This is a genomic window from Marinobacter sp. CA1, assembly GCF_020546665.1.
Classification (GTDB): domain Bacteria; phylum Pseudomonadota; class Gammaproteobacteria; order Pseudomonadales; family Oleiphilaceae; genus Marinobacter; species Marinobacter xestospongiae.
In genome coordinates, this window is the sequence record NZ_CP071785.1 from 407,984 (window position 1) to 426,009 (window position 18,026).

Consider the following 18,026-nt stretch of genomic DNA (forward strand, 5'->3'; position numbering starts at 1 on the left):
CTACCCGAAGCTGGCGGTGAGGGTGCCGACGGTCATTGACCAGCCGTCGGCCAGCACAAAGATCATCAGCTTGAAGGGCAGCGAGATGATCAGCGGAGACAGCATCATCATCCCCATCGCCATCAGCACACTGGCCACCACCAGGTCGATGACCAGGAACGGAATGAACAGCATGAAACCGATCTGGAACGCGGTCTTCAGCTCCGACAGCACGAACGCCGGTAGCAGCGCCGAGAAGGGCACATCGTCCTGGGCCAGGGTCAGCGGCTCGTTGGCGATCCGCAGCATCTGCTCCAGGTCCGCCTCGTGGGTCTGCTTGAACATGAAGCCGCGCAACGGCTGTTCGGCGCGGACGAACGCTTCCTTGAGGGTGATCTCATCCTGTTCGTAGGGCACGAAGGCGTTGGCGTAGATGTCGGTCCACACCGGGCGCATGATCAGCAGGGTCAGCACCAGGGCAATACCCACCAGCACCCGGTTGGGCGGGCTCTGCTGCAGGCCGAGGGCCTGGCGCAGCACCGCCAGCACCACGATGATGCGGGTAAAGCTGGTAAGCATCAGCAGCATCGCCGGCAGGAACGACAGCGCCGTCAGCAGCAGCAGGATCTGGATCTTGATGCTGTAGTCCTGGGTGGAGTCGCCGTCGGTGACCGAGAACAGCGGCAGGTCCTGGCCCCAGGCCAGCCCCGGCACCAGCAGTGCCAGCAGCAGGAGCATTCGCATCGGGCGTCAGTCCTGGTCGGGGGTGAGATTGGGGTTGCGGGGCACGTCCACCAGGCGCAGACCGTAGCGGCCATCAACCACCACCACTTCGGCGCGGGCCAGCAGTTCGCCGTTAACCCGCACATCCAGCGGCTCTCCCACTTTCTTGTCCAGCGGCAGGACTTCGCCCGGGTTCAGATCCAGCAGGTTGCCAAGCATGATCTCGACACTGTCCACTTCCAGCGTCAGTTTGACCGGAATCTTGCCGAACATTGCCATGTCCCGCTTGGGGGCGGCGTTGCCGGAGCTGGCCTGATCGCCATCCGCCGGGTCGGAAAACAGCTCTTCCAGGCTCTGGTTGCCCAGCCCCTCCAGGGAGTCGAGCTGATCCTGGCCCTGGGGCTTGTCGTCTTGAGGGTTCATTCCGCGTCTCCGATAAAATCACGAATTCTCAGCGCCAGACGGTCGCCGTGTTCACAGACTTCGCCGCGCAGGCAGGGGGCGCTGCCGGCGCTGGCGGTTACCAGACTGTCCAGCTCCATCGGCAGGATGTCGCCTTCGCGCAGTTGCGTCAGGTCTTCCAGGTTGAGGGTGAGGCTGGCCAGATTGGCCTTCAGACGTACCGTAACCGCCTGCAGGTTGTGGCGCAGGCGCTCTTCCTGGTCGGCCGGCGCTTCGCCGGTGCCTTTGGGGTGGTGGCTATCGAGCGCCAGTGGCCAGCCGCAGGCCAGGGAGACCTGCCAGGCGTCGCCATTGCCAAGGCGGATCTCGCTCCACAGCGTCTGTTGGCTGCTGGTTTGTGGCGGGTAGTCCAGCCACTGGCTTTGCCAGTCGTCCAGATCCAGTGACAGCGCCGGGCACACCAGTGCCAGCAGGGCGTTGAATATCCGATTGACCAGACGTCGTTCGGTGTCCGCCAGTGGCCGGTCTTTCAGTTGGCTGTCACTGAGTTGGGCGGGGTCACCGCCAAAGAACAGTTCCGACAGGCTGTACAGGCAGCGGTTGTCCATGGCCAGCAGAACGGGATACTCTGCCTCGCCGTTGCGGATGGCCGCCAGCCAGTGGTTGTGGGGCTGGGCGGGTGCGTCGGCACGCCAGGGGCCCACGCTGACATCCAGGCTGCCAAGGTTGAGCAGCTGACGCAGCGCCGCGGCAAGTTCATTGTTGAGACTGCTGGTCAGACCGTCGAGCTGGCGGGTCAGTGCCTGCCGGCGCTGCTGGTAGCCGGTCAGGTCGTAGGCCGGGCAGTCGGCCGCGGCGTCAGCAGACAGGAAGCGCCTGTCGGCGGGGTGTCTCGATGTCACGGGCATGGACCTTGGTTGCGGTGTTGGCTCTGTCTCTCACAGGGTAGTCCTGTCGAGGCGGTTGCGCATGAAACGGCGCTCTCGACGGCCCCGGGCTCAAGATTCTTGCACAAAAGGTCGTTTCACATTGTATAGATACTGTTTCGGGGGTTACCTGCTTGAAAAGCCAGAGTATTAAGCGTCGTCGTGAAATCCGTCACCAGCTTCGTGAACCGCTGCCCGCGAGGGTACTGTTGCGTCGTCTGCGAGACGGTGGCAGCCGTGGCGTATCGGGCCTGTTGATGGATGTCAGCAAGAACGGTCTGGGGGTTCTGGTGCAGGAACATGTGGCGCTGGACAGCCGGTGCCGCATCGAGGTGGTGTGCAACCAGAAACGCCAGGTGTTTCGCGGTGAAGTCTGCTACGGCACCCGCACCGAGGCCGGGTTGCGGCTGGGCATCCTGTTGTCCCCGGGCAACACGGTGTCGGCGTTGGAGTACCTCAAGGCTGAGCAGGTGGAGCTGTTTTAAGGCTCAGTCGATGAACTTGCGGTTGAGCGCTGTGATGGCTGGTTATTCGGCTGAGCGGGGCAGCCCTGGCAGAAAGTACTCACTCACCAGGATGGCGCCCTGGGGGCCGTGGAAGCAGGAACGGCGGGCGACCCGGGGCTGATTGCGGCCATCGGAATGGCACAGGCCAGTCTCGAACCCACTGCGTTGCCATTGCCGGGTGGCGAACAGGTAGCTGCCCAGGGGGCGTCGCCCCAGGTGGCGGAGCCGGCGTCCACTGCCCCGCAGTGTCGCCGCCGGCATCACCGTGCGGGCCAGCACCCAGGGTTGACCATCGCCGCACAGGCGCACTTCCCGAATCCAGGCCAGCTGTCGCTCCGGCAGGCCGAGGCGTCGGGATTCCTCCAGGCCTGGCCGGGTGAAGGCCTCACGGACAACGTCAACGTCAAAGCGCTGGCGACAGCGTAGTGTCAGGGCGCGGGTCAGCGAGCCTTCGAGCTGCAGCCAGAACGCCAGCGCCTGCAGGGGCTGACGCTGGTGCAGGGCGGCGGCCTGCCAGGAGGGGTGCCAGTGGGTCCGGGGCAGGGCAAAGGCCGGTGGCTGGCCCGGGGTTGCCGGGCTCAGTCCCACCGGGTGATCGCAGCGGCTGGGGCTGGCGACCTCAAAGTCCCTTAACGGCATAGATGCCTGGCGCGTTGCGCCAGTAACCCTTGTAGTCCATACCGAAACCGAACAGGAAACGGTCTTCCACTTCCAGGCCGGTGTAATCCGCCTTCAGATCCGGACGCGCTTTGCGGTCGTGCTGTTTGTCCACCAGCACCGCGGTCAGCACTTCCTCGGCGCCCTGGGCTCGGCAGTAGTCGGCAATGGCATCGAGGGTGGTGCCCTCATCAAGGATATCGTCGACGATCAGAACCGAGCGGCCCTGCATGTTGGCGTCCGGGCGCAGTTTCCATTCCAGCAGGCCGCCGGTGGTTTCCTGGCGGTAGCGGGTGGCGTGCAGGTACTCCGCCTGAACCGGGAAACGCAGCTTGGGCAGCAGCTGTCCGGTGAGGATCAGGCCTCCGTTCATTACGCAGAACAGCAGTGGGTTGCGGTCCTTGAGGTGATCGGTAATGGCGCTGGCCATGCGATCAATGGCGGCGTGAACCTCCTGCTCGGTGACCAGGCAGTCGGCTTCCGCGAGGACCTGGTTCATTTCGGCGACGGTATCGGTCATAGTGGTCTGATCCTGTCGTAAAACGCCGCATTATACCGAAGCCGGCTCCCGGAAGGGAGGCCGGTGCTGGTCTCCCGTCATCCTGTCGTCAAACCGCTGCCATTGGCCGCTGGCGCCGTGATCATGCCGCTCCATGCCGTCTGTAGCCGAATTGGTGGCGAGTGGGTATATACCGCTATTGGCAGCAGCGTCGATCCGTGAGGTTCGATGCGGCATTGGTGTACGCGTGTTCGCTGGGTATGATGGTCGGCCAATAGGTTCGGCGTCGCCAGCGCTTGGAAGATCCTTCTAATCGTGTATGATTGTCCGACAATATTAAGCGTCCCTGATGATGAGTCTGGAGGAAGTGGTATGAAGAAGTGGCAATGCGTCGTCTGCGGCTGGATCTACGACGAGGCCGAGGGCTGGCCGGAAGACGGCATTGAGCCGGGCACCAAGTGGGAAGACATTCCCGATGACTGGGTATGCCCGGATTGTGGCGTCGGTAAAGAAGACTTTGAAATGATCGAGATCGGCTGAGCCGGTCGATCAGTAACACAGGAGCGCAGTGAATGAGTGAGCAAGCCCCCATCGTCATTGTGGGTACCGGTCTGTCCGGTTTTTCCCTGGCCAAGGAGATCCGCAAGCAGGACCGCGAAATGCCGATCCTGATGATCACCGCCGATGACGGATTCAGCTATTCCAAGCCCATGCTGTCCACCGGATTCACCAAGGGCAAAGAGGCGGATGAACTGGCCCAGGCCACGGCAGCGGCCATGGTGGAACAGCTCAACATTGAACTGCGCACCCACACCACCGTCACCGGCATCGACAGCGCGGCCCATCAGTTGCTGATCGGCGACGAGCGTCTCGAGTACAGCAAGCTGGTACTGGCCTGGGGGGCAGACGTGATCCGCCTCGACATCGCCGGGGATGCCCACGAACACGTCTATTCCATCAATGATCTGATGGACTACCGCGCTTTCCGCCAGGCGCTGGCTGGCAAGCGCCGGGTGGCCATTATGGGCGCCGGCCTGATCGGCTGTGAGTTCGCCAATGACCTGCGCAATGGCGGCTACGAGGTGGATGTGATCGCACCTTCCGACACCGTGATGCCGGGCCTGCTGCCGAAGCCGGCGGCGGATGCGGTGGTGGCGGCACTGACTGACGAAGGCGTGGGTTTCCACCTGGAGACCGTGGTGGAACAGCTGGACCGGGCCGGCGACGGCGTCCGCCTCAGCCTGGCCAATGGCGAGACCCTGGAAACGGATCTGGTGATCTCCGCCGTCGGCCTGCGACCGCGCACAGAGTTGGCGGCTGCGGCAGGGCTGGAGACCGCCCGGGGTATTGTGGTCAACCGGGCGCTGGAAACCTCCGCTGAGGATGTTTATGCCCTGGGCGATTGCGCCGAGGTGGATGGCCATGTACTGCTGTACGTGCTGCCACTGATGGCCTGCTCCCGGGCGCTGGCGAAATCCCTGCTGGGCACCCGCACCGAGGTGGCCTATGGCACCATGCCGGTGATGGTGAAAACCCCCTGTTGCCCCACGGCGGTCTGTCCGCCACCGGTCAATGCCGAGGGCGACTGGCAGGTGGAGCAGGATGGCCGCAACGTGCGAGCACTGTTCCGCGATGCGGAAGGCACCCTGCTGGGCTTTGCGGTGACCGGCGACTACGCTATGGAGAAGCAGGCTCTGGCCAAAGAAGTGCCGCCAATCCACGGTTGATCCGGGGCGCCTGGTTCTTCCAGGTAAGCGAACGGTGTTGGCGTTTAACGCCGAGACAAGGGCAGTTGTGGTCAACCACGCTGCCCTTTTTGGTCATTGCATCCTGCCCCGGGTCTGGGATAGAACGTTCTGTCCAAACCAATAAATCGAACAGGAGCAGGCATGCTGGAAGTCACCAGAAAGCTGGTAGAGTTGCTGGACCTGTCGCCCACGGGCGATGATCATTTTCAGGGGGACAGTGAGGACCTGGGCTTTCCCAACGTCTTTGGCGGCCAGGTGCTGGGCCAGTCGCTGATGGCGGCCTGCCGCACGGTGGAAGGTCGTTTGCCCCATTCCCTGCATGCCTATTTCCTGCGCCCTGGTAACCACAGCCTGCCGATCGATTACGAAGTCCAGCGGGTCCGCGACGGCGGCAGCTTCTCGGTGCGTCGGGTGATTGCCCGGCAGGACGGCAAGGAGATTCTCACCAGTGCGATGTCGTTTCATGGCGAAGAAAGCGGCTACGAGCACCAGTTTGAGATGCCGGCGGTGGCGGGGTATGACGACCTCGCCTCGGAGTCTGACTACGTTGCCCGGCTGATGCCCCACATCCCGGAAAAGATGCGTGACAAGCTGGATCGTGAGCGGCCCATTGAAATCCGCCCCATCGATCCGGTCAACCCGCTCAAACCGGAGGCCAAACCGCCCTACAAACAGAGCTGGTTCCGTGCCCAGGGCGAGCTGCCGGATGATCCGGTGCTGCATCGTTGCCTGTTGGCCTATGCCTCCGATTTCACCTTCCTTGGCACCTCGCTGCATCCCCATGGCGTTACCTTCATGAGCCGGAACATGCAGGTGGCAAGTCTGGATCATGCCATCTGGTTCCACCGCGATTTCCGCATGGACGATTGGCTGCTGTACGACAAGGATAGCCCCAGTGCCTCTGGTGGCCGGGGCTTTAATCGGGGCAATTTCTTCAGTCGCGACGGTGTGCTGGTGGCCTCCACCACTCAGGAAGCGCTGATCCGCCAGCGCTAGCCCAGCTTGCGGGCTGTGGTGTCGGCGCGCTCGTCCAGCCAGCTCAGCAGGTCCGCCAGGGGCATGGGCCGAGCCAAGTGGTAGCCCTGAATCATGTCGCAGCCCATGGTTGTCAGCAACTGCTGGGTTTCCGCGTCTTCCACACCTTCGGCCACCACCCGGTAGCCGAGGCTGTGGCACATCTGGATGGTGGTCTGCACAATCACCCGGTCTTCATTCTGTTTGGGCAAATCGCCCACCAGGGAACGGTCGATCTTGATCTCGCGAGCCGGCAGTTGCTTGATGTAGGACAGCGACGAATAGCCGGAGCCGAAGTCGTCGATCGACAGTGGGATGCCAGTGGCGTCCAGTGACTTCAGGGTTTTCAGCGAATTGCCGGGGTCCAGCATCATCGAGGTTTCGGTGACTTCCAGGGTGATGTGTCCGCGGTGATCCGGGTGGCTGGTCAGCAGCCGCTGGACGTGCAGCGGGAACTCCGGCTCCCGCAGGTTGTTGGGGGAAATGTTGACGGAAACGCCGATCTCATGCCCCCGCTCCAGCAGTTGTTGGCGGACCCGCAGCGCCTCCTCAAGAACCCAGCGGGTCAGGGGCTTGATCAGGCCGGTCTGCTCGGCCATCGCCACCAGCTGGTCGGCGGGAATCGGTGTGCTGCGTCCGGGCCAGCGAATCAGCGCCTCGGCGCCAACGATCTGGTTGCTGCTCAGGCCCAGCTTGGGCTGCAGGTGCAGTTCCAGTTCCTGGTTTTGCAGAGCCAGGCGGAACTCGGACACCAGGGTCAGGCGGTCGGCGCTGTAGGAGTCCCGGCTGGGCTGGTAGTACGCCAGGCCGCGGTCCCGGGCCTCGTCCGACTCCTGGGCGATGTAGGCCCGGCGAATCAGCGAGTTGGTGTCCTGGGCGTGGTCGGGGTAGATCGCGACACCGGTTTGGGGGTCGAGCGGCAACTGCATGCCTAGGTAGTCGATGGGTTCGCGGAACTGCTCCAGGCCCTGGACGATGCGTCGCGGGTGCAGGGCGATCAGGTCGGCATCGATGAGAAAGCCAAAGGCGGCGGACTCCAGTGACGCCAGATAAAAGGTCCGGTGCGGCGTCTCCTCGATCGGTTGCACCCCGGGCAGATCGGCGATGATGCTGTTGAAACGGCGGGCGGCCAGCTCCAGCAGGCGGTCGGTGTTACGGTGCCCGAGGGTCTTGGTAATCGCCTGCAGGTTGGTGAGGTAGATAATGCCGACGGCCTGTCGCTGTTTGGACTGACGACCAATGCGTTCGTTGATCACCAGCTCGAAACTGGTGCGGTTCGGCAGTCCGGTCAGCGGATTGTGCAGGGCCTGCTCCATCATCCGCAGTTCGGCCTTGCGCCGCGCCGCCATCGCGTTCAGCTCGGCTTCCCGTGCCGCGATCTTGCCCTGACGCTCCTGATGTACCCGCACCGCCAGGGCAACGGTCAGCAGAATGGCCTCCAGCGCTGAGCCCAGTTGCATGCCATAGGTGGTGATGAAGCTATTGGCGATCCAGCCGTACTTGTTGGCGGCGGTGATGGCGCTGCCCACCGTCAGCAGGCCCCAGGCGATGGTGTAGAAACCGGCCTGGGGGTTGCCCCGCAGCCACTGGATCGGGCCGATCACGGTCAGCATCAGGCAACTGGGGATCGCCAGTGCCACCGACAGCCGGATCGAGGTGTTGTAATCCAGCGCAAAGGCGCCAGCGAAGCTGATGACATTGAAGATCACCAGGGAGCGGACCACCAGGTCCAGCCGTGGTGCATTCTGTGGCAGTTTGAGGAAGGCCCGGACAAACATCAGGGTGAACAGCATCGCCGCCGGTACCGACAGCAACACCGTCAGATTATGGAGCAGTGGGTGGTCCGGCCACAGCAACTGGAACGGCACTCCCCGCAGGGTCGACAGCAGAAACAGGTAGCTGGCGGCCGACAGGGTGTAGAGCAGGTACGTCACCTCACGTAGCGCCAGAAAAATGAACAGGTTGAAGCAGATCACCGTCAGCAGCACGCCGTAATAGAGGTTGTGAAGCCGGTCTTCCTGACCGATGGCTTCGAACACCTCGCTCTGCCCCCAGAGCCGGATCGGCACCTGCAGTGCCCCCTGGGTCTGTACCCGTAATAACAGTTCATCGCTGCCGGTGCCGGATACGGTGTAAGGAATCAGGAACGTCGGGTGGTCTATGGGACGGGCTGCAAACGGCTGGCGATCGCCGAAGTGGGTGGTCTGGATGACCTGTCCGTTGCGGACCAGGTAAAGGGTAACGTCGTCAAGGTGGGGGTAACTGATATCAAGAATCTGGTGATCCGGTGACGTTGGCGGAGTCATGCGGAACCAGTATTCGTTGGTGACGTAGCCGAAGTTGGGGCTGGCTTCGGCCAGCGCCTGCCAATGACGGCTGGCCAGCGCCTGCTCCAGACTGAAAGCGGTCTTGGCGGGCACTTGCAGAAAACGGATGTCAGGCTGGTGCCAGCGATGACTGTTGGTTTCCGCCTGGACACCAGCGGCCACAGCCAGCAGCAACAGCAGCCAGCTGGTGATGATCAGGGATTGGCGCACGGTAGTTCTGTCTTATTGTGATTGTTCTGGTTACCGGGCAGGGGTGTTGGCTTCTGCTCCGGTGGAGCCGCCACCGGTGGCGGTCCGGCTCTGCTGTCGGTTGGCAACAGTAGAGCCAGTATGGCGGTTGGGCGTGCGCGCCTCAAGCACGGGCTGCGGCTTTTGAGGTAAAAAAACGAGAATCTGTCACAAACTCTCTAGCCAGTCCCGTACCCAGGGCAGGGCGGGCTCTTCCGGCTCCAGGGTCTCCAGCGCGTCGATGCGCAGGGTGTCACCGACCTTGCGGGCGCTGGTTTCGTAGAGTGCTTCTTCCATCAGTTCGCCAGCGCCGCAGAAGGTGTCGCCGTAGGAGCTGTCGCCCAGCACCATCACCCCAAACGGGCGTCCCGGCATCTGTGGCAGCTGCTCCCGCAGGGCCAGGTAGAACGGCAGCAGGTTGGGGGGCAGTTCGCCCTGGCCGGTGGTGGAGGTGCAGACCAGGATCGGGTCGTCACTGCCGGCAATGTCATCCAGGGTGGGGGCTTCCAGCACGGTGACTTGGTGTCCTTCCGGCTCCAGGGTCTTCTTGATGGCACGGGCGGTCATCAGGGCGCCACCGTAGACGCTGCCGACCAGTATCCGGATTGCGGCCATGGCGTGAACCTCTTGCTAATGGGATGGCCGGCTATGGTAGCGAGCCGCCAGCAGCGCCTCAAGCGTCGGGGATTGCCGGTGTCAGGCGGCTCTTGACCCGGGGCGCAATGCGGTTGCGGCCGGCGGCCTTGGCGTTGTAGAGCTGGACGTCCACCTGCTTGAGCAGATGGTTGATGGAGTCGGATTGGGTGATGGAGCTGACGCCGGCGCTGATGGATACCGGCAGGGTCTCACCCCGGAACTGGAAATGGTTGTCTGCTACTTTCTGGCGCAGCCGCTCGGACAGGGTCAGCGCCTGCAGCAGCGAGGTGTCCGGCAGCAGTAGCAGGAATTCCTCGCCGCCCCAGCGGGCCGCCAGGTCAGTCTGGCGCACCATCTGTGCTAGCAGCTCGGCAAACTGGCGCAGGACCGCGTCGCCGGCGTCGTGGCCGTAGTCGTCGTTGATGCGTTTGAACCAGTCCAGGTCGATCAGGGCGACCGAAAAGTGGTGGCCGGAGCGCTGGTAGCGGTTGTACTCGAGCTGCAGCCGCTGTTGCATTTCGCGGCGATTGGCCAGGCCGGTCAGCTCATCGGTACGGGCCGCCTGTTCATGACTCATGGCCTGGGCCAGCAGTTCGTTGCGGGCCTTGCGCCGGCTGTACTCCAGCAGGAAGCAGAACATCGCCTCGAAGCAGATGGTGGCAAAGAACCGGACCTTGAAGTCGGCGCTGTACTCGGCGGTGACAAACGGCAGTTGGGGGAACTGGAACACCAGGGTGGCGAACAGCAGGCACACCAGCAGCATCAAGGTGCCCACCCGCAGGCCGGTGAGGTAGAACAGCAGCGGTGGGAAAACGTAGAACCACAGCGGGCCGGTGTTGTTCTCGCCACCGGAAGCAAACAGGTAGACGAACAGTGCCGACACCACGATCAGCAGACCCACCTTGTGCTGGCTTGGGTCGCGGGTTTTCAGGAACGCCAGGATGTTGAGGGCCACCAGCACCGCAAAACACCAGAGCACCACGGCGTGGTTGCCATGGCCGGAGAACCACGACTTGGCACCAATGCCCAGCAGGAACAGCAGCGCCATGGCAGATAGCCAGGCCAGCAGCTGGGCGGCCCGGCCCTCTTCGTCCTGCTTGGCCGATTGGCGGCGGTCATCGGCAAGGTGTTTCATGGTGTCTCGCTCGGCGGTTATCGTTCTTTTCGGCGACCATGGAGGGATTATGCGGCAATCACTGTGGACAAAACAGTGATAGAGTGCCACTGATTAGCTTGCTTTATGTCAATAAGGCAGCAAACGACCGGATTTTCGGGGCTAGCATCTCGGTTTTCGATGATTTCAATTTAATGACAAAATCACTATAGTGCGCCCCTGGTTCCTATCTGCATGAGTGTGGTTTTCTCCATGGCCCAGGCTAACGGTTTTCTCGACTCCCTCCTTACCAGTCCTACCACAGAGCGCTATCGGATCGGCATCAGTCTCTTCTTCCTGCTCGGCGTCTGGCTGGTCGTGGGGCAGCTGAGCAGCGGCCTGCCCAACAGCATGTTGCTGATGGCCGCGGCGGTGATCGGTGGCTACATGGCCATCAACATCGGCGCCAACGACGTGGCCAACAACGTCGGCCCGGCGGTTGGCTCTGGGGCCCTGTCACTGGGGGCTGCGGTGGTGTTGGCGGCGGTGTTCGAAGCCAGCGGTGCGCTGATTGCCGGCGGTGATGTGGTCTCCACCATCAAGGGCGGCATCATTTCGCCAGAGCGCCTGGCCGATCCCAACAGTTTTGTCTGGCTGATGACCGCGGCTCTGCTGGCCGGCGCCCTGTGGCTGAACCTGGCCACCTGGATGGGCGCGCCGGTGTCCACCACCCACTCCATCGTAGGTGGGGTCCTGGGAGCGGGGATCGCCGCCGGTGGTTGGGGCATCGCCAACTGGGCGGTGATGGGCAAGATCGTAGCCAGCTGGGTGATTTCGCCGGCCCTGGGTGGCCTGCTGGCGGCGCTGTTCCTGTTCCTGATCAAGAAGGCCGTGCTTTACCGTCGCGATGTGATCCCGGCGGCCCGCAGCTTCGTGCCCTGGATGGTCGCCATCATGGCCTGGGCCTTTGGCACCTATCTGATGATCAAGGGTGTGAAGAAGGTCATCAAAGTGGACTTCCTGGATGCGTCCCTGGTGGGTCTGGCGGTGGCTGCTGTGACCTTCGCCATCATGCGCACCCTGGTAGCCCGTAAGGCGGCGACCATGGCCAACAGTGCCGCCGGGGTTAACACCCTGTTCACCTGGCCGCTGATTTTCGCCGCCGCCCTGTTGAGTTTTGCCCACGGCGCCAATGACGTCGCCAACGCCATCGGTCCGCTGGCGGCCATCAATGACGCTCTGTCCAACGGTGGTGTGGTGACCTCCGCCAGCATCCCGCTGTGGGTGATGATCGTTGGTGCCCTGGGGCTGTCTTTCGGGCTGATGCTGTTCGGGCCCCGGCTGATCAAGACCGTGGGCAGCGAAATCACCGAGCTGGATAAGACTCGTGCCTTCTGTATCGCGCTGGCGGCTGCGCTGACGGTGATCATCGCCTCCCAGCTTGGGCTTCCGGTTAGCTCCACCCACATCGCCATTGGCGGGGTGTTCGGGGTGGGTTTCCTGCGGGAGTACCTGAAGTCCAACTACGCCTCCCAGCTGCACTCCATCATTGAGCGTCATGGGCCCGAGCAGCGGGCGCGACTGCAGCCGTTCCTGGACAACTTCCGGGAGGCATCGGTGGAAGAGATGGAGCAGCTGCTGAAGGAAGCCAAGCAGAACAAAAAAGACGTCCCGCTGTCGAAAGCAGAACGCAAGCGGCTGAAGAAGATCTACCGGGAAGAGCTGGTGAAGCGCTCCCACCTCACCAAGATCGTGGCGGCCTGGGTGATTACCGTGCCGGCGTCGGCCAGCATGGCGGCGATACTGTTCTTCACGGTGCGGGGTCTGATGGTCTGACCGCTTGGCGTCCGTTGCCGCCGATGGCATTCGCCCCTGCTATAATGGGCGGTGCTGCGGGGGCGGTATCGTGGGCCGTGACAGTATCGCGCGGTTGCGGCATGATCGCAGCCCGGGTCATTTATCGAGGGAGTAAACAGATGAGTTCAGCATCCGAGAGTCGTCAGGCCAAGACCATTGACGAACTGCGCACCTTTATCAAGAAGGTGCTGAGCGATCCCACCGTGGCGGTCAAATCCGTGGAGATCGCCCGCAAGTACCGCAATGAGCAGAACGCCAACGAACTGATCGCGAGGGAAATCAGCGCCAACACCACGGTCCGTATCCCGGAGCAGTGGAGTGAGGCGGATCGCATGTTCCTGGACATCCTCCACGAGGTGCTGGACGACGAGGCCGCCCTCTACTGAGGTCCGGCCCCCGCCATTCGGTGACGGGACGGCATCGGCCGTCCTGCACCCGCCTCAGGCCTGTGAGCGCAGGTCTTCCCCGCCTTCCTGCCCGGCCAGCACGGTCCGGGTGATCTCCTCCAGAATCGCCATTTCATCGGCAATGCCCGCTTCCTGGGCCAGTTCCGCCTGCTCGCTGAGAATGTCCCGCAGGATTTCGTCGGTGGTCAACGGGTTGGCCAGCACCACGCGGAAGACAATGCAGGGGAAGCGCTGATAGGCCACCGGTTCCAGTCGGGTTCGGGAGACAAACGCCTTGCCCCGCTCACGCTGGGTTTTCTGGATGAACTTGGTCACCCGGTTGAGTCCGGTATTGAGGCGCTCCTGCTGGAGCGGGTCTGCCAGCGCCAGTGCTTGCTGAACCTTGGCGGGACAGTAGCGGTAGGTGAGAATGTTCAGCTCCGGTCGGGAAATCAGCTCAAAGTCGTCGCGGGCATCGATCAGGTCGGCAAAGCGACGGGCCTTGGCGATGCCCTCATTGATCAGGATCTCATAGCCTTCCCGGGCGAGAATCTTGAGCCCGGAGTGGATCAGCATCGCCATGCCCGGGCGGGAACCTTCCAGGGTGGTGCTGCCGAGGTCACGGGAACCCTTGCGGATGATGTACTGGGCATGGTGCTCCACCGCGCTCGACAGGCTGGGGTCACGAAACACCACCAGGCCGGCCCCCATCGGCGTATACAGCTGCTTGTGGGCGTCAAAGGTGACCGAGTCGGCCTGCTCGATGCCCTTGAGCAGATGGGCGTGCTGGCGGGAGAACAGGGTCGGCCCGCCCCAGGCGGCGTCAACGTGAAAGTGGGCGCCAAATTCCCGGGCAATGTCGGCCATCGCTTCCAGCGGGTCGACATTGCCGGTTTCGGTGGTGCCGGCGACGCCGCAGATGGCCATCACCTTGATCTTCTGTTTCTGCAGTTCCAGGCACTTTTCCCGCAGCGCATCGGTCTGGATGCGGTTGTCATCGTCCGTCGGCACCGGTACCAGGAAGTCCCGGCCCAGTCCGAGCACGTCGGCAGCCTTGCGCAGGGAGTAGTGGCCGCGACTGGACACCAGCACCGCAGCGCCTTCGTGGCCGTAGTAGCGCAGTGCCCGGAACAGGCCTTCCTGGTGCAGGCCGCGGAAGCTGCCCTCGGCGGGGAAGGCGCGGTTGCGGGCCACCCACAGCGCCGTCAGGTTGGCCACGGTACCGCCGGAGCACATCGCTCCCAGCGAATGTCGCGGATCGTGCATCCATTTGCGGTAAAAGGCGCCGTCCTGCTTGTAGACCAGGCGGTGAATCATTCCCAGCACCTGCCGCTCCATGGGCGTGAAGGCCTTGGAGGTCTCCGTTTTCACCAGGTTCTGGTTCAGCGCGATCATGATCTTTGACAGCGGCAGCATGAAGTAGGGCAGTGCCGAGGTCATATGACCGATGAAGCTGGGGGAGGCGGTATGAACCGAGTTGGCCACCAGCTTGTCGAGCAGGAACTGGGTCTGCTCGGAGACAAACACCGGTTTCTCGGGGATGCTGGAGTCGGAGAAGTTTTTCTCCACATCGCTCAGGTCCCGCTCAACGGCGACGATGTGCTCCTGCAGGAACCCCGCCAGGTTGTTGGATATGTTCTGGTCGATCCGGCTCAGGGTGGAGTCGGGTGCTTCCGGTACGGTGAACACACGATACATGGCCTCGATCGAGGCGTGAGCGGATTTTTTCTTACCGGTCATAGGCGCCACACGGTCTCCGTGGTATCCGTCGGCCGATCCCGGCTGGCCAACGGAGAACGGCGGTAAGCCAAGGCTTACCGCTGGTCTGTTACAGCAGTCTGGCACACTTTTCTGGGTTCCCAAACGGGGAGGCCGACTGCCGGTTGCAGAGACACTCTGAACAACACCTCACACCGTCCGCTGGCGAAGCAAGTGCTGTTCAGAGGCTTCTGTTAGCTGCCTCTAAATACCTTCGGATCACCTATGGGCCAGGGCGCAGAGGCGATTCAGAGTTATTCAGAGGGTCATTTCTGGTCCTCTCAGGGGGGCGTAGTATACGGGCTCCCCGGCAGTGGTGCCATAAGCCGGATTGACCCGGGTGGGTCGCTGCTGCAGGCACCCGGGCCGTGGTCAGAGCAGTTCCCGCTGGACCTCAAGTACCGGCGCGTCGATGCGCTCGGCAATGGCTTTCTCGATCTGGTCCAGGCGCTGGTCGATGGCCTGGGAGGAGGTGCCCAGGACCGCGATGCTCCAGGTGGCGCAATCGAGCGCCTCCTGGTCGGCGGTTTCCGCCACCGCCAGGTCCGGTTCCCGGCCCCAGACCGCTTTCAGCGGCGCGAACGCCTTGCGCTTGGCCTTGAGGTCGTCGCAGCCATAGACCTGGAAGTGCAGGGTCATTACCCCGATATGCGGAGTGATGGTGGGCTGTTGCTGATCGGCCTGGATCAGGCGGCGCAGGGCGTCGGACATGAAAAACCTCCGGCAGTGGAGCAGGGCAGGCCGGACGCAGGACGCGACCGGCCGGGGCTGTGTGATACGCCGTCAGTCTACTATACGCCGTCAGTCGACTACAGGTGTGGCCCGCTCGATAATGGCGCGGACATCCACGCCGCGGGGCAGGTTGCCGTAGTTGAGGCCGCCGTGGTGCTCCAGGCGGGCAGCGCAGAACGCGTCCGCCACCGCCGGGGTGCCCTGTTGCAGCAGCAGCGAGGCCTGCAATGACAGCGCCAGCCGGTCCACCAGGTTGCGGGCGCGGTACTGGATGTCGTCGGTGCGGGCAAAGTCACCCTTGAGCTGATCGACAAAGCGGTCGAAGCGATTGTCGCTGCCGCGGGCCAGGTCGAGCTCGGCAAAAAACGCCGACAGTGACTCCGGTGATTTCTGCAAGGCCCGCAGGGTGTCCAGACACTGGACGTTGCCGCTGCCTTCCCAGATGGCGTTGACCGGGGATTCCCGGAACAGCCGTGGCATGATGCAGTTTTCCATTACCCCGCTGCCGCCGATGCATTCCATCGATTCGTAGGCGTGATTGGGTACCCGCTTGCAGATCCAGTACTTGCCCACCGGTGTCGCCAGCCGGGTGAACAGCTGCTCCTGTTCGTTGTCCGGATTGTCGAGGGCGCGGCCGACCCGCAGGGTCAGGGCCATGGCGGCTTCGCTCTCCAGCGCCAGGTCTGCGAGCACGTTCTGCATCAGCGGCTGGTCTGCCAGGGTGGCGCCGAACGCACTGCGGTGGCGGCAATGGTGCAGGGCCTGGGCGGCAGCCTGACGCAGACCGCCGGAACTGCCAATCATGCAGTCAAAGCGGGTCATGGCCACCATCTCGATGATGGTAGGGACGCCACGGCCCTCTTCGCCCACCATCCACGCCAGGGCGCCGCGCAGTTCCACTTCGCTGGAGGCGTTGGCGACGTTGCCCATCTTGTTCTTCAGGCGCTGGATCTGCCAGGGGTTCTTGCTGCCGTCCGGGCGCCAGCGCGGCATCAGGAAGCAGGACAGGCCACCGGGGGCCTGGGCCAGTACCAGGAAGGCGTCGCACATCGGGGCTGAGACAAACCACTTGTGGCCGACCAGCTCGTAGGCCTGGCCGGGGCCACCCTGGCCCATCGGCAACGCCCGGGTGCTGTTGGCGCGGACATCGCTGCCACCCTGCTTTTCTGTCATCGCCATGCCAATGGTGACGGACTGTTTCTCGCTGTCCGGGACATTGCGGGGATCGTAGCTGTTGTGGAGGATCTTGTGTTCCCACTGCGCCGCCAGGTCTGGCTGATGGCGGATCGACGGAATGGCGGCGAAGGTCATGGTGACCGGGCAGCCATGGGCGGCTTCGACCTGGGAGTGCATGTAGTACTTGGCCGCGCGGGCGACGTTGGCGCCCGCACCCGGGTTGGTCCAGGGGCTGCTGTGGAGGCCGTTTTCCAGGGCAATCGTCATCAGCTCATGGTAGGCGGGGTGGAACTCCACCTCGTCGATACGGTGGCCATAACGGTCGTGGGTGTTGAAGGTCGGTTTGTTCTCGTTGGCCTTGAAGCCAAGATCGATGGTCTCGGCCTGACCGGCCAGGGCGCCAAAGCGCACCAGCTCATCCTCAGCCCAGCTCGCGCCTTCCCGCGCCACGGCCTGCTGCAGGGCGGTGTCCTGCTGGTAGAGGTTGTAGTTCTCCAGCGCGGTTGGCTGGTTGGTGACCTCGTGGGTAACCGCCAGGTAGCGGTCGGTTGGCTGCTCGTCGATCGAGCTGGCCGTGGGCTGGTGCTGGGCGTTCATAACTTACCTCCGGTTGCCGGTCAGTCCCTGCAGGCAAAAGCGCACAATGGTGTCGACCAGCGGGTCAGTGTGTTCCGGCTCGACGATATCGCCATCGCCCGCTTGCGTGGGCGACAGCGGCCCTACCAGGCTTTCCGATATCGCGCCCACCAGACAGGTACTGCTGAAATGCGCATCCTGTGGCGGCAGTGAGCCTTCCTCGATCCCTTCTTCAATGGTGCGTTGAAACAGCTCGGCGTAGGCCCGGCGGTAAATCAGCCGTTGCGCCTCCACGCGCGGGTCCACCGGTTCGGCAATCAGCGCCCAGGCCATCACCGGGGCATCCAGTGCCCGCTCGGCGAAGCGTCGCAGCGCCTTGCCCAGGCGGCTGACGGCATCGCCGTGACTGGCCAGATCCTCCGACACCTTGTTGACCTCCCGTTCGGTGGCGTCACGGAAGATCTCCGCGAACAGCTCCTCCTTGGAGTCAAAGTGGCGGTAGATGGTGCCCGTGGCCACACTGGCCAGTTGCGCGATGCGGGTTACCTGGGCGTTGCCGAAGCCCCCCTCGAAGACCCGTTGGCGGGCGCAATCCAGAATGCGCTGGCGTGTCTGGGCCTTGCGTTGGCGCATCTTTTCGGTTTCGCGATAGGCCATGGCTGTTTCCTCTAAAACAAGTGAATCACTATTCATTCTTTGTGTCAACGCTGCCGGGGCAATCCGTGGCACGGCGTCCGGGCGTCCGTTGCGGTACGCAGTTGCCGCAATGCCGGTGCCCTAGGTCGCGCCGCAGGTCAGGGCTG

At 63.2% G+C, this 18,026-nt stretch carries 18 protein-coding genes; 6 read left to right on the forward strand and 12 right to left on the reverse strand.

The window, feature by feature from the left end:
* The 3 genes from fliP to J2887_RS01900 are packed head-to-tail and all read right to left on the reverse strand — an operon-like array spanning position 1 to position 2,006.
* A complete protein-coding gene (fliP, locus tag J2887_RS01890; protein WP_227173771.1) occupies positions 1–723 on the reverse strand; it encodes a flagellar type III secretion system pore protein FliP in 723 nt (240 codons plus the stop codon).
* A gap of 6 nt (positions 724–729) precedes the next feature.
* Positions 730–1,125 (reverse strand): FliM/FliN family flagellar motor switch protein, encoded by a 396-nt coding sequence (locus J2887_RS01895; RefSeq protein ID WP_324197238.1) that lies wholly within the window; start codon positions 1,123–1,125, stop codon positions 730–732.
* A complete protein-coding gene (locus tag J2887_RS01900; RefSeq protein WP_227173772.1) occupies positions 1,122–2,006 on the reverse strand; it encodes a FliM/FliN family flagellar motor switch protein in 885 nt (294 codons plus the stop codon). Before J2887_RS01900 ends, J2887_RS01895 begins: the two co-directional genes overlap by 4 nt.
* Before the next feature lie 158 nt (positions 2,007–2,164).
* On the opposite strand from J2887_RS01900, the gene J2887_RS01905 reads away from it, so the two are divergent.
* Positions 2,165–2,515 carry a PilZ domain-containing protein gene (locus tag J2887_RS01905; protein ID WP_227173773.1) on the forward strand — a complete coding sequence of 117 codons (351 nt, stop codon included), beginning with the start codon at positions 2,165–2,167 and terminating at the stop codon, positions 2,513–2,515.
* Positions 2,516–2,557: 42 nt separating this feature from the next.
* On the opposite strand, the gene J2887_RS01910 is transcribed toward J2887_RS01905, so the two are convergent.
* Both J2887_RS01910 and J2887_RS01915 read right to left on the reverse strand, forming a co-directional pair.
* On the reverse strand, positions 2,558–3,175 hold the full coding sequence (locus J2887_RS01910; RefSeq protein ID WP_227173774.1) for a chorismate--pyruvate lyase family protein: 618 nt from the start codon (positions 3,173–3,175) through the stop codon (positions 2,558–2,560).
* Complete coding sequence (locus J2887_RS01915) at positions 3,156–3,713, reverse strand: hypoxanthine-guanine phosphoribosyltransferase (protein ID WP_227173775.1); 558 nt, start codon at positions 3,711–3,713, stop codon at positions 3,156–3,158. Before J2887_RS01915 ends, J2887_RS01910 begins: the two co-directional genes overlap by 20 nt.
* A gap of 351 nt (positions 3,714–4,064) precedes the next feature.
* On the opposite strand from J2887_RS01915, the gene rubA reads away from it, so the two are divergent.
* From rubA to J2887_RS01930, 3 genes are all read left to right on the forward strand, one after another.
* The gene (rubA, locus tag J2887_RS01920) at positions 4,065–4,232 is read left to right on the forward strand and encodes a rubredoxin RubA (RefSeq protein ID WP_227173776.1); all 168 of its coding nucleotides are present in this window, start codon (positions 4,065–4,067) and stop codon (positions 4,230–4,232) included.
* A gap of 32 nt (positions 4,233–4,264) precedes the next feature.
* Positions 4,265–5,419 carry an FAD-dependent oxidoreductase gene (locus J2887_RS01925; RefSeq protein ID WP_227173777.1) on the forward strand — a complete coding sequence of 385 codons (1,155 nt, stop codon included), beginning with the start codon at positions 4,265–4,267 and terminating at the stop codon, positions 5,417–5,419.
* Positions 5,420–5,581: 162 nt separating this feature from the next.
* Positions 5,582–6,436 (forward strand): acyl-CoA thioesterase, encoded by an 855-nt coding sequence (locus J2887_RS01930; protein ID WP_227173778.1) that lies wholly within the window; start codon positions 5,582–5,584, stop codon positions 6,434–6,436.
* Here the strand turns inward: J2887_RS01930 and J2887_RS01935 are convergent.
* From J2887_RS01935 to J2887_RS01945, 3 genes are all read right to left on the reverse strand, one after another.
* On the reverse strand, positions 6,433–8,991 hold the full coding sequence (locus J2887_RS01935; protein WP_227173779.1) for an EAL domain-containing protein: 2,559 nt from the start codon (positions 8,989–8,991) through the stop codon (positions 6,433–6,435). The genes J2887_RS01930 and J2887_RS01935 overlap by 4 nt on opposite strands.
* 186 nt (positions 8,992–9,177) lie before the next feature.
* A complete protein-coding gene (locus tag J2887_RS01940; protein ID WP_227173780.1) occupies positions 9,178–9,624 on the reverse strand; it encodes a flavodoxin in 447 nt (148 codons plus the stop codon).
* Between the two features lie 58 nt (positions 9,625–9,682).
* Positions 9,683–10,780, reverse strand: a complete 1,098-nt coding sequence (locus tag J2887_RS01945) for a GGDEF domain-containing protein (RefSeq protein WP_227173781.1) — start codon at positions 10,778–10,780, stop codon at positions 9,683–9,685.
* 231 nt (positions 10,781–11,011) lie between these two features.
* On the opposite strand from J2887_RS01945, the gene J2887_RS01950 reads away from it, so the two are divergent.
* Both J2887_RS01950 and J2887_RS01955 read left to right on the forward strand, forming a co-directional pair.
* Positions 11,012–12,574 carry an inorganic phosphate transporter gene (locus J2887_RS01950; RefSeq protein WP_227176026.1) on the forward strand — a complete coding sequence of 521 codons (1,563 nt, stop codon included), beginning with the start codon at positions 11,012–11,014 and terminating at the stop codon, positions 12,572–12,574.
* Positions 12,575–12,714: 140 nt separating this feature from the next.
* Entirely contained in the window at positions 12,715–12,981 is a 267-nt protein-coding gene (locus J2887_RS01955; RefSeq protein ID WP_227173782.1) for a hypothetical protein, read from the forward strand.
* Between the two features lie 54 nt (positions 12,982–13,035).
* Here the strand turns inward: J2887_RS01955 and panP are convergent, their stop codons facing one another.
* The 4 genes from panP to J2887_RS01975 all read right to left on the reverse strand — a co-directional run bounded on the left by panP (position 13,036) and on the right by J2887_RS01975 (position 17,880).
* On the reverse strand, positions 13,036–14,721 hold the full coding sequence (gene panP, locus J2887_RS01960) for a pyridoxal-dependent aspartate 1-decarboxylase PanP (RefSeq protein WP_227176027.1): 1,686 nt from the start codon (positions 14,719–14,721) through the stop codon (positions 13,036–13,038).
* A 390-nt stretch (positions 14,722–15,111) separates the two neighbouring features.
* Positions 15,112–15,450, reverse strand: a complete 339-nt coding sequence (locus tag J2887_RS01965) for a DUF503 domain-containing protein (RefSeq protein ID WP_227173783.1) — start codon at positions 15,448–15,450, stop codon at positions 15,112–15,114.
* Between the two features lie 90 nt (positions 15,451–15,540).
* The gene (locus J2887_RS01970; protein ID WP_227173784.1) at positions 15,541–17,244 is read right to left on the reverse strand and encodes an isovaleryl-CoA dehydrogenase; all 1,704 of its coding nucleotides are present in this window, start codon (positions 17,242–17,244) and stop codon (positions 15,541–15,543) included.
* Positions 17,245–17,247: 3 nt separating this feature from the next.
* A complete protein-coding gene (locus J2887_RS01975; protein WP_227173785.1) occupies positions 17,248–17,880 on the reverse strand; it encodes a TetR/AcrR family transcriptional regulator in 633 nt (210 codons plus the stop codon).
* Positions 17,881–18,026: the final 146 nt, after the last annotated feature.

What these genes read in the sequence shown, in the direction of transcription:
- J2887_RS01915 (WP_227173775.1), bottom strand. Translation starts at nt 3,713, where the DNA reads ATGACCGATACCGTCGCCGAAATGAACCAGGTCCTCGCGGAAGCCGAC.
- J2887_RS01950 (WP_227176026.1), top strand. Translation starts at nt 11,012, where the DNA reads ATGGCCCAGGCTAACGGTTTTCTCGACTCCCTCCTTACCAGTCCTACC.
- J2887_RS01930 (WP_227173778.1), top strand. Translation starts at nt 5,582, where the DNA reads ATGCTGGAAGTCACCAGAAAGCTGGTAGAGTTGCTGGACCTGTCGCCC.
- J2887_RS01910 (WP_227173774.1), bottom strand. Translation starts at nt 3,175, where the DNA reads ATGCCGTTAAGGGACTTTGAGGTCGCCAGCCCCAGCCGCTGCGATCAC.
- J2887_RS01955 (WP_227173782.1), top strand. Translation starts at nt 12,715, where the DNA reads ATGAGTTCAGCATCCGAGAGTCGTCAGGCCAAGACCATTGACGAACTG.
- rubA (WP_227173776.1), top strand. Translation starts at nt 4,065, where the DNA reads ATGAAGAAGTGGCAATGCGTCGTCTGCGGCTGGATCTACGACGAGGCC.
- J2887_RS01975 (WP_227173785.1), bottom strand. Translation starts at nt 17,880, where the DNA reads ATGGCCTATCGCGAAACCGAAAAGATGCGCCAACGCAAGGCCCAGACA.
- J2887_RS01895 (WP_324197238.1), bottom strand. Translation starts at nt 1,125, where the DNA reads ATGAACCCTCAAGACGACAAGCCCCAGGGCCAGGATCAGCTCGACTCC.
- J2887_RS01970 (WP_227173784.1), bottom strand. Translation starts at nt 17,244, where the DNA reads ATGAACGCCCAGCACCAGCCCACGGCCAGCTCGATCGACGAGCAGCCA.
- J2887_RS01965 (WP_227173783.1), bottom strand. Translation starts at nt 15,450, where the DNA reads ATGTCCGACGCCCTGCGCCGCCTGATCCAGGCCGATCAGCAACAGCCC.
- J2887_RS01925 (WP_227173777.1), top strand. Translation starts at nt 4,265, where the DNA reads ATGAGTGAGCAAGCCCCCATCGTCATTGTGGGTACCGGTCTGTCCGGT.
- J2887_RS01945 (WP_227173781.1), bottom strand. Translation starts at nt 10,780, where the DNA reads ATGAAACACCTTGCCGATGACCGCCGCCAATCGGCCAAGCAGGACGAA.
- fliP (WP_227173771.1), bottom strand. Translation starts at nt 723, where the DNA reads ATGCGAATGCTCCTGCTGCTGGCACTGCTGGTGCCGGGGCTGGCCTGG.
- J2887_RS01940 (WP_227173780.1), bottom strand. Translation starts at nt 9,624, where the DNA reads ATGGCCGCAATCCGGATACTGGTCGGCAGCGTCTACGGTGGCGCCCTG.
- panP (WP_227176027.1), bottom strand. Translation starts at nt 14,721, where the DNA reads ATGACCGGTAAGAAAAAATCCGCTCACGCCTCGATCGAGGCCATGTAT.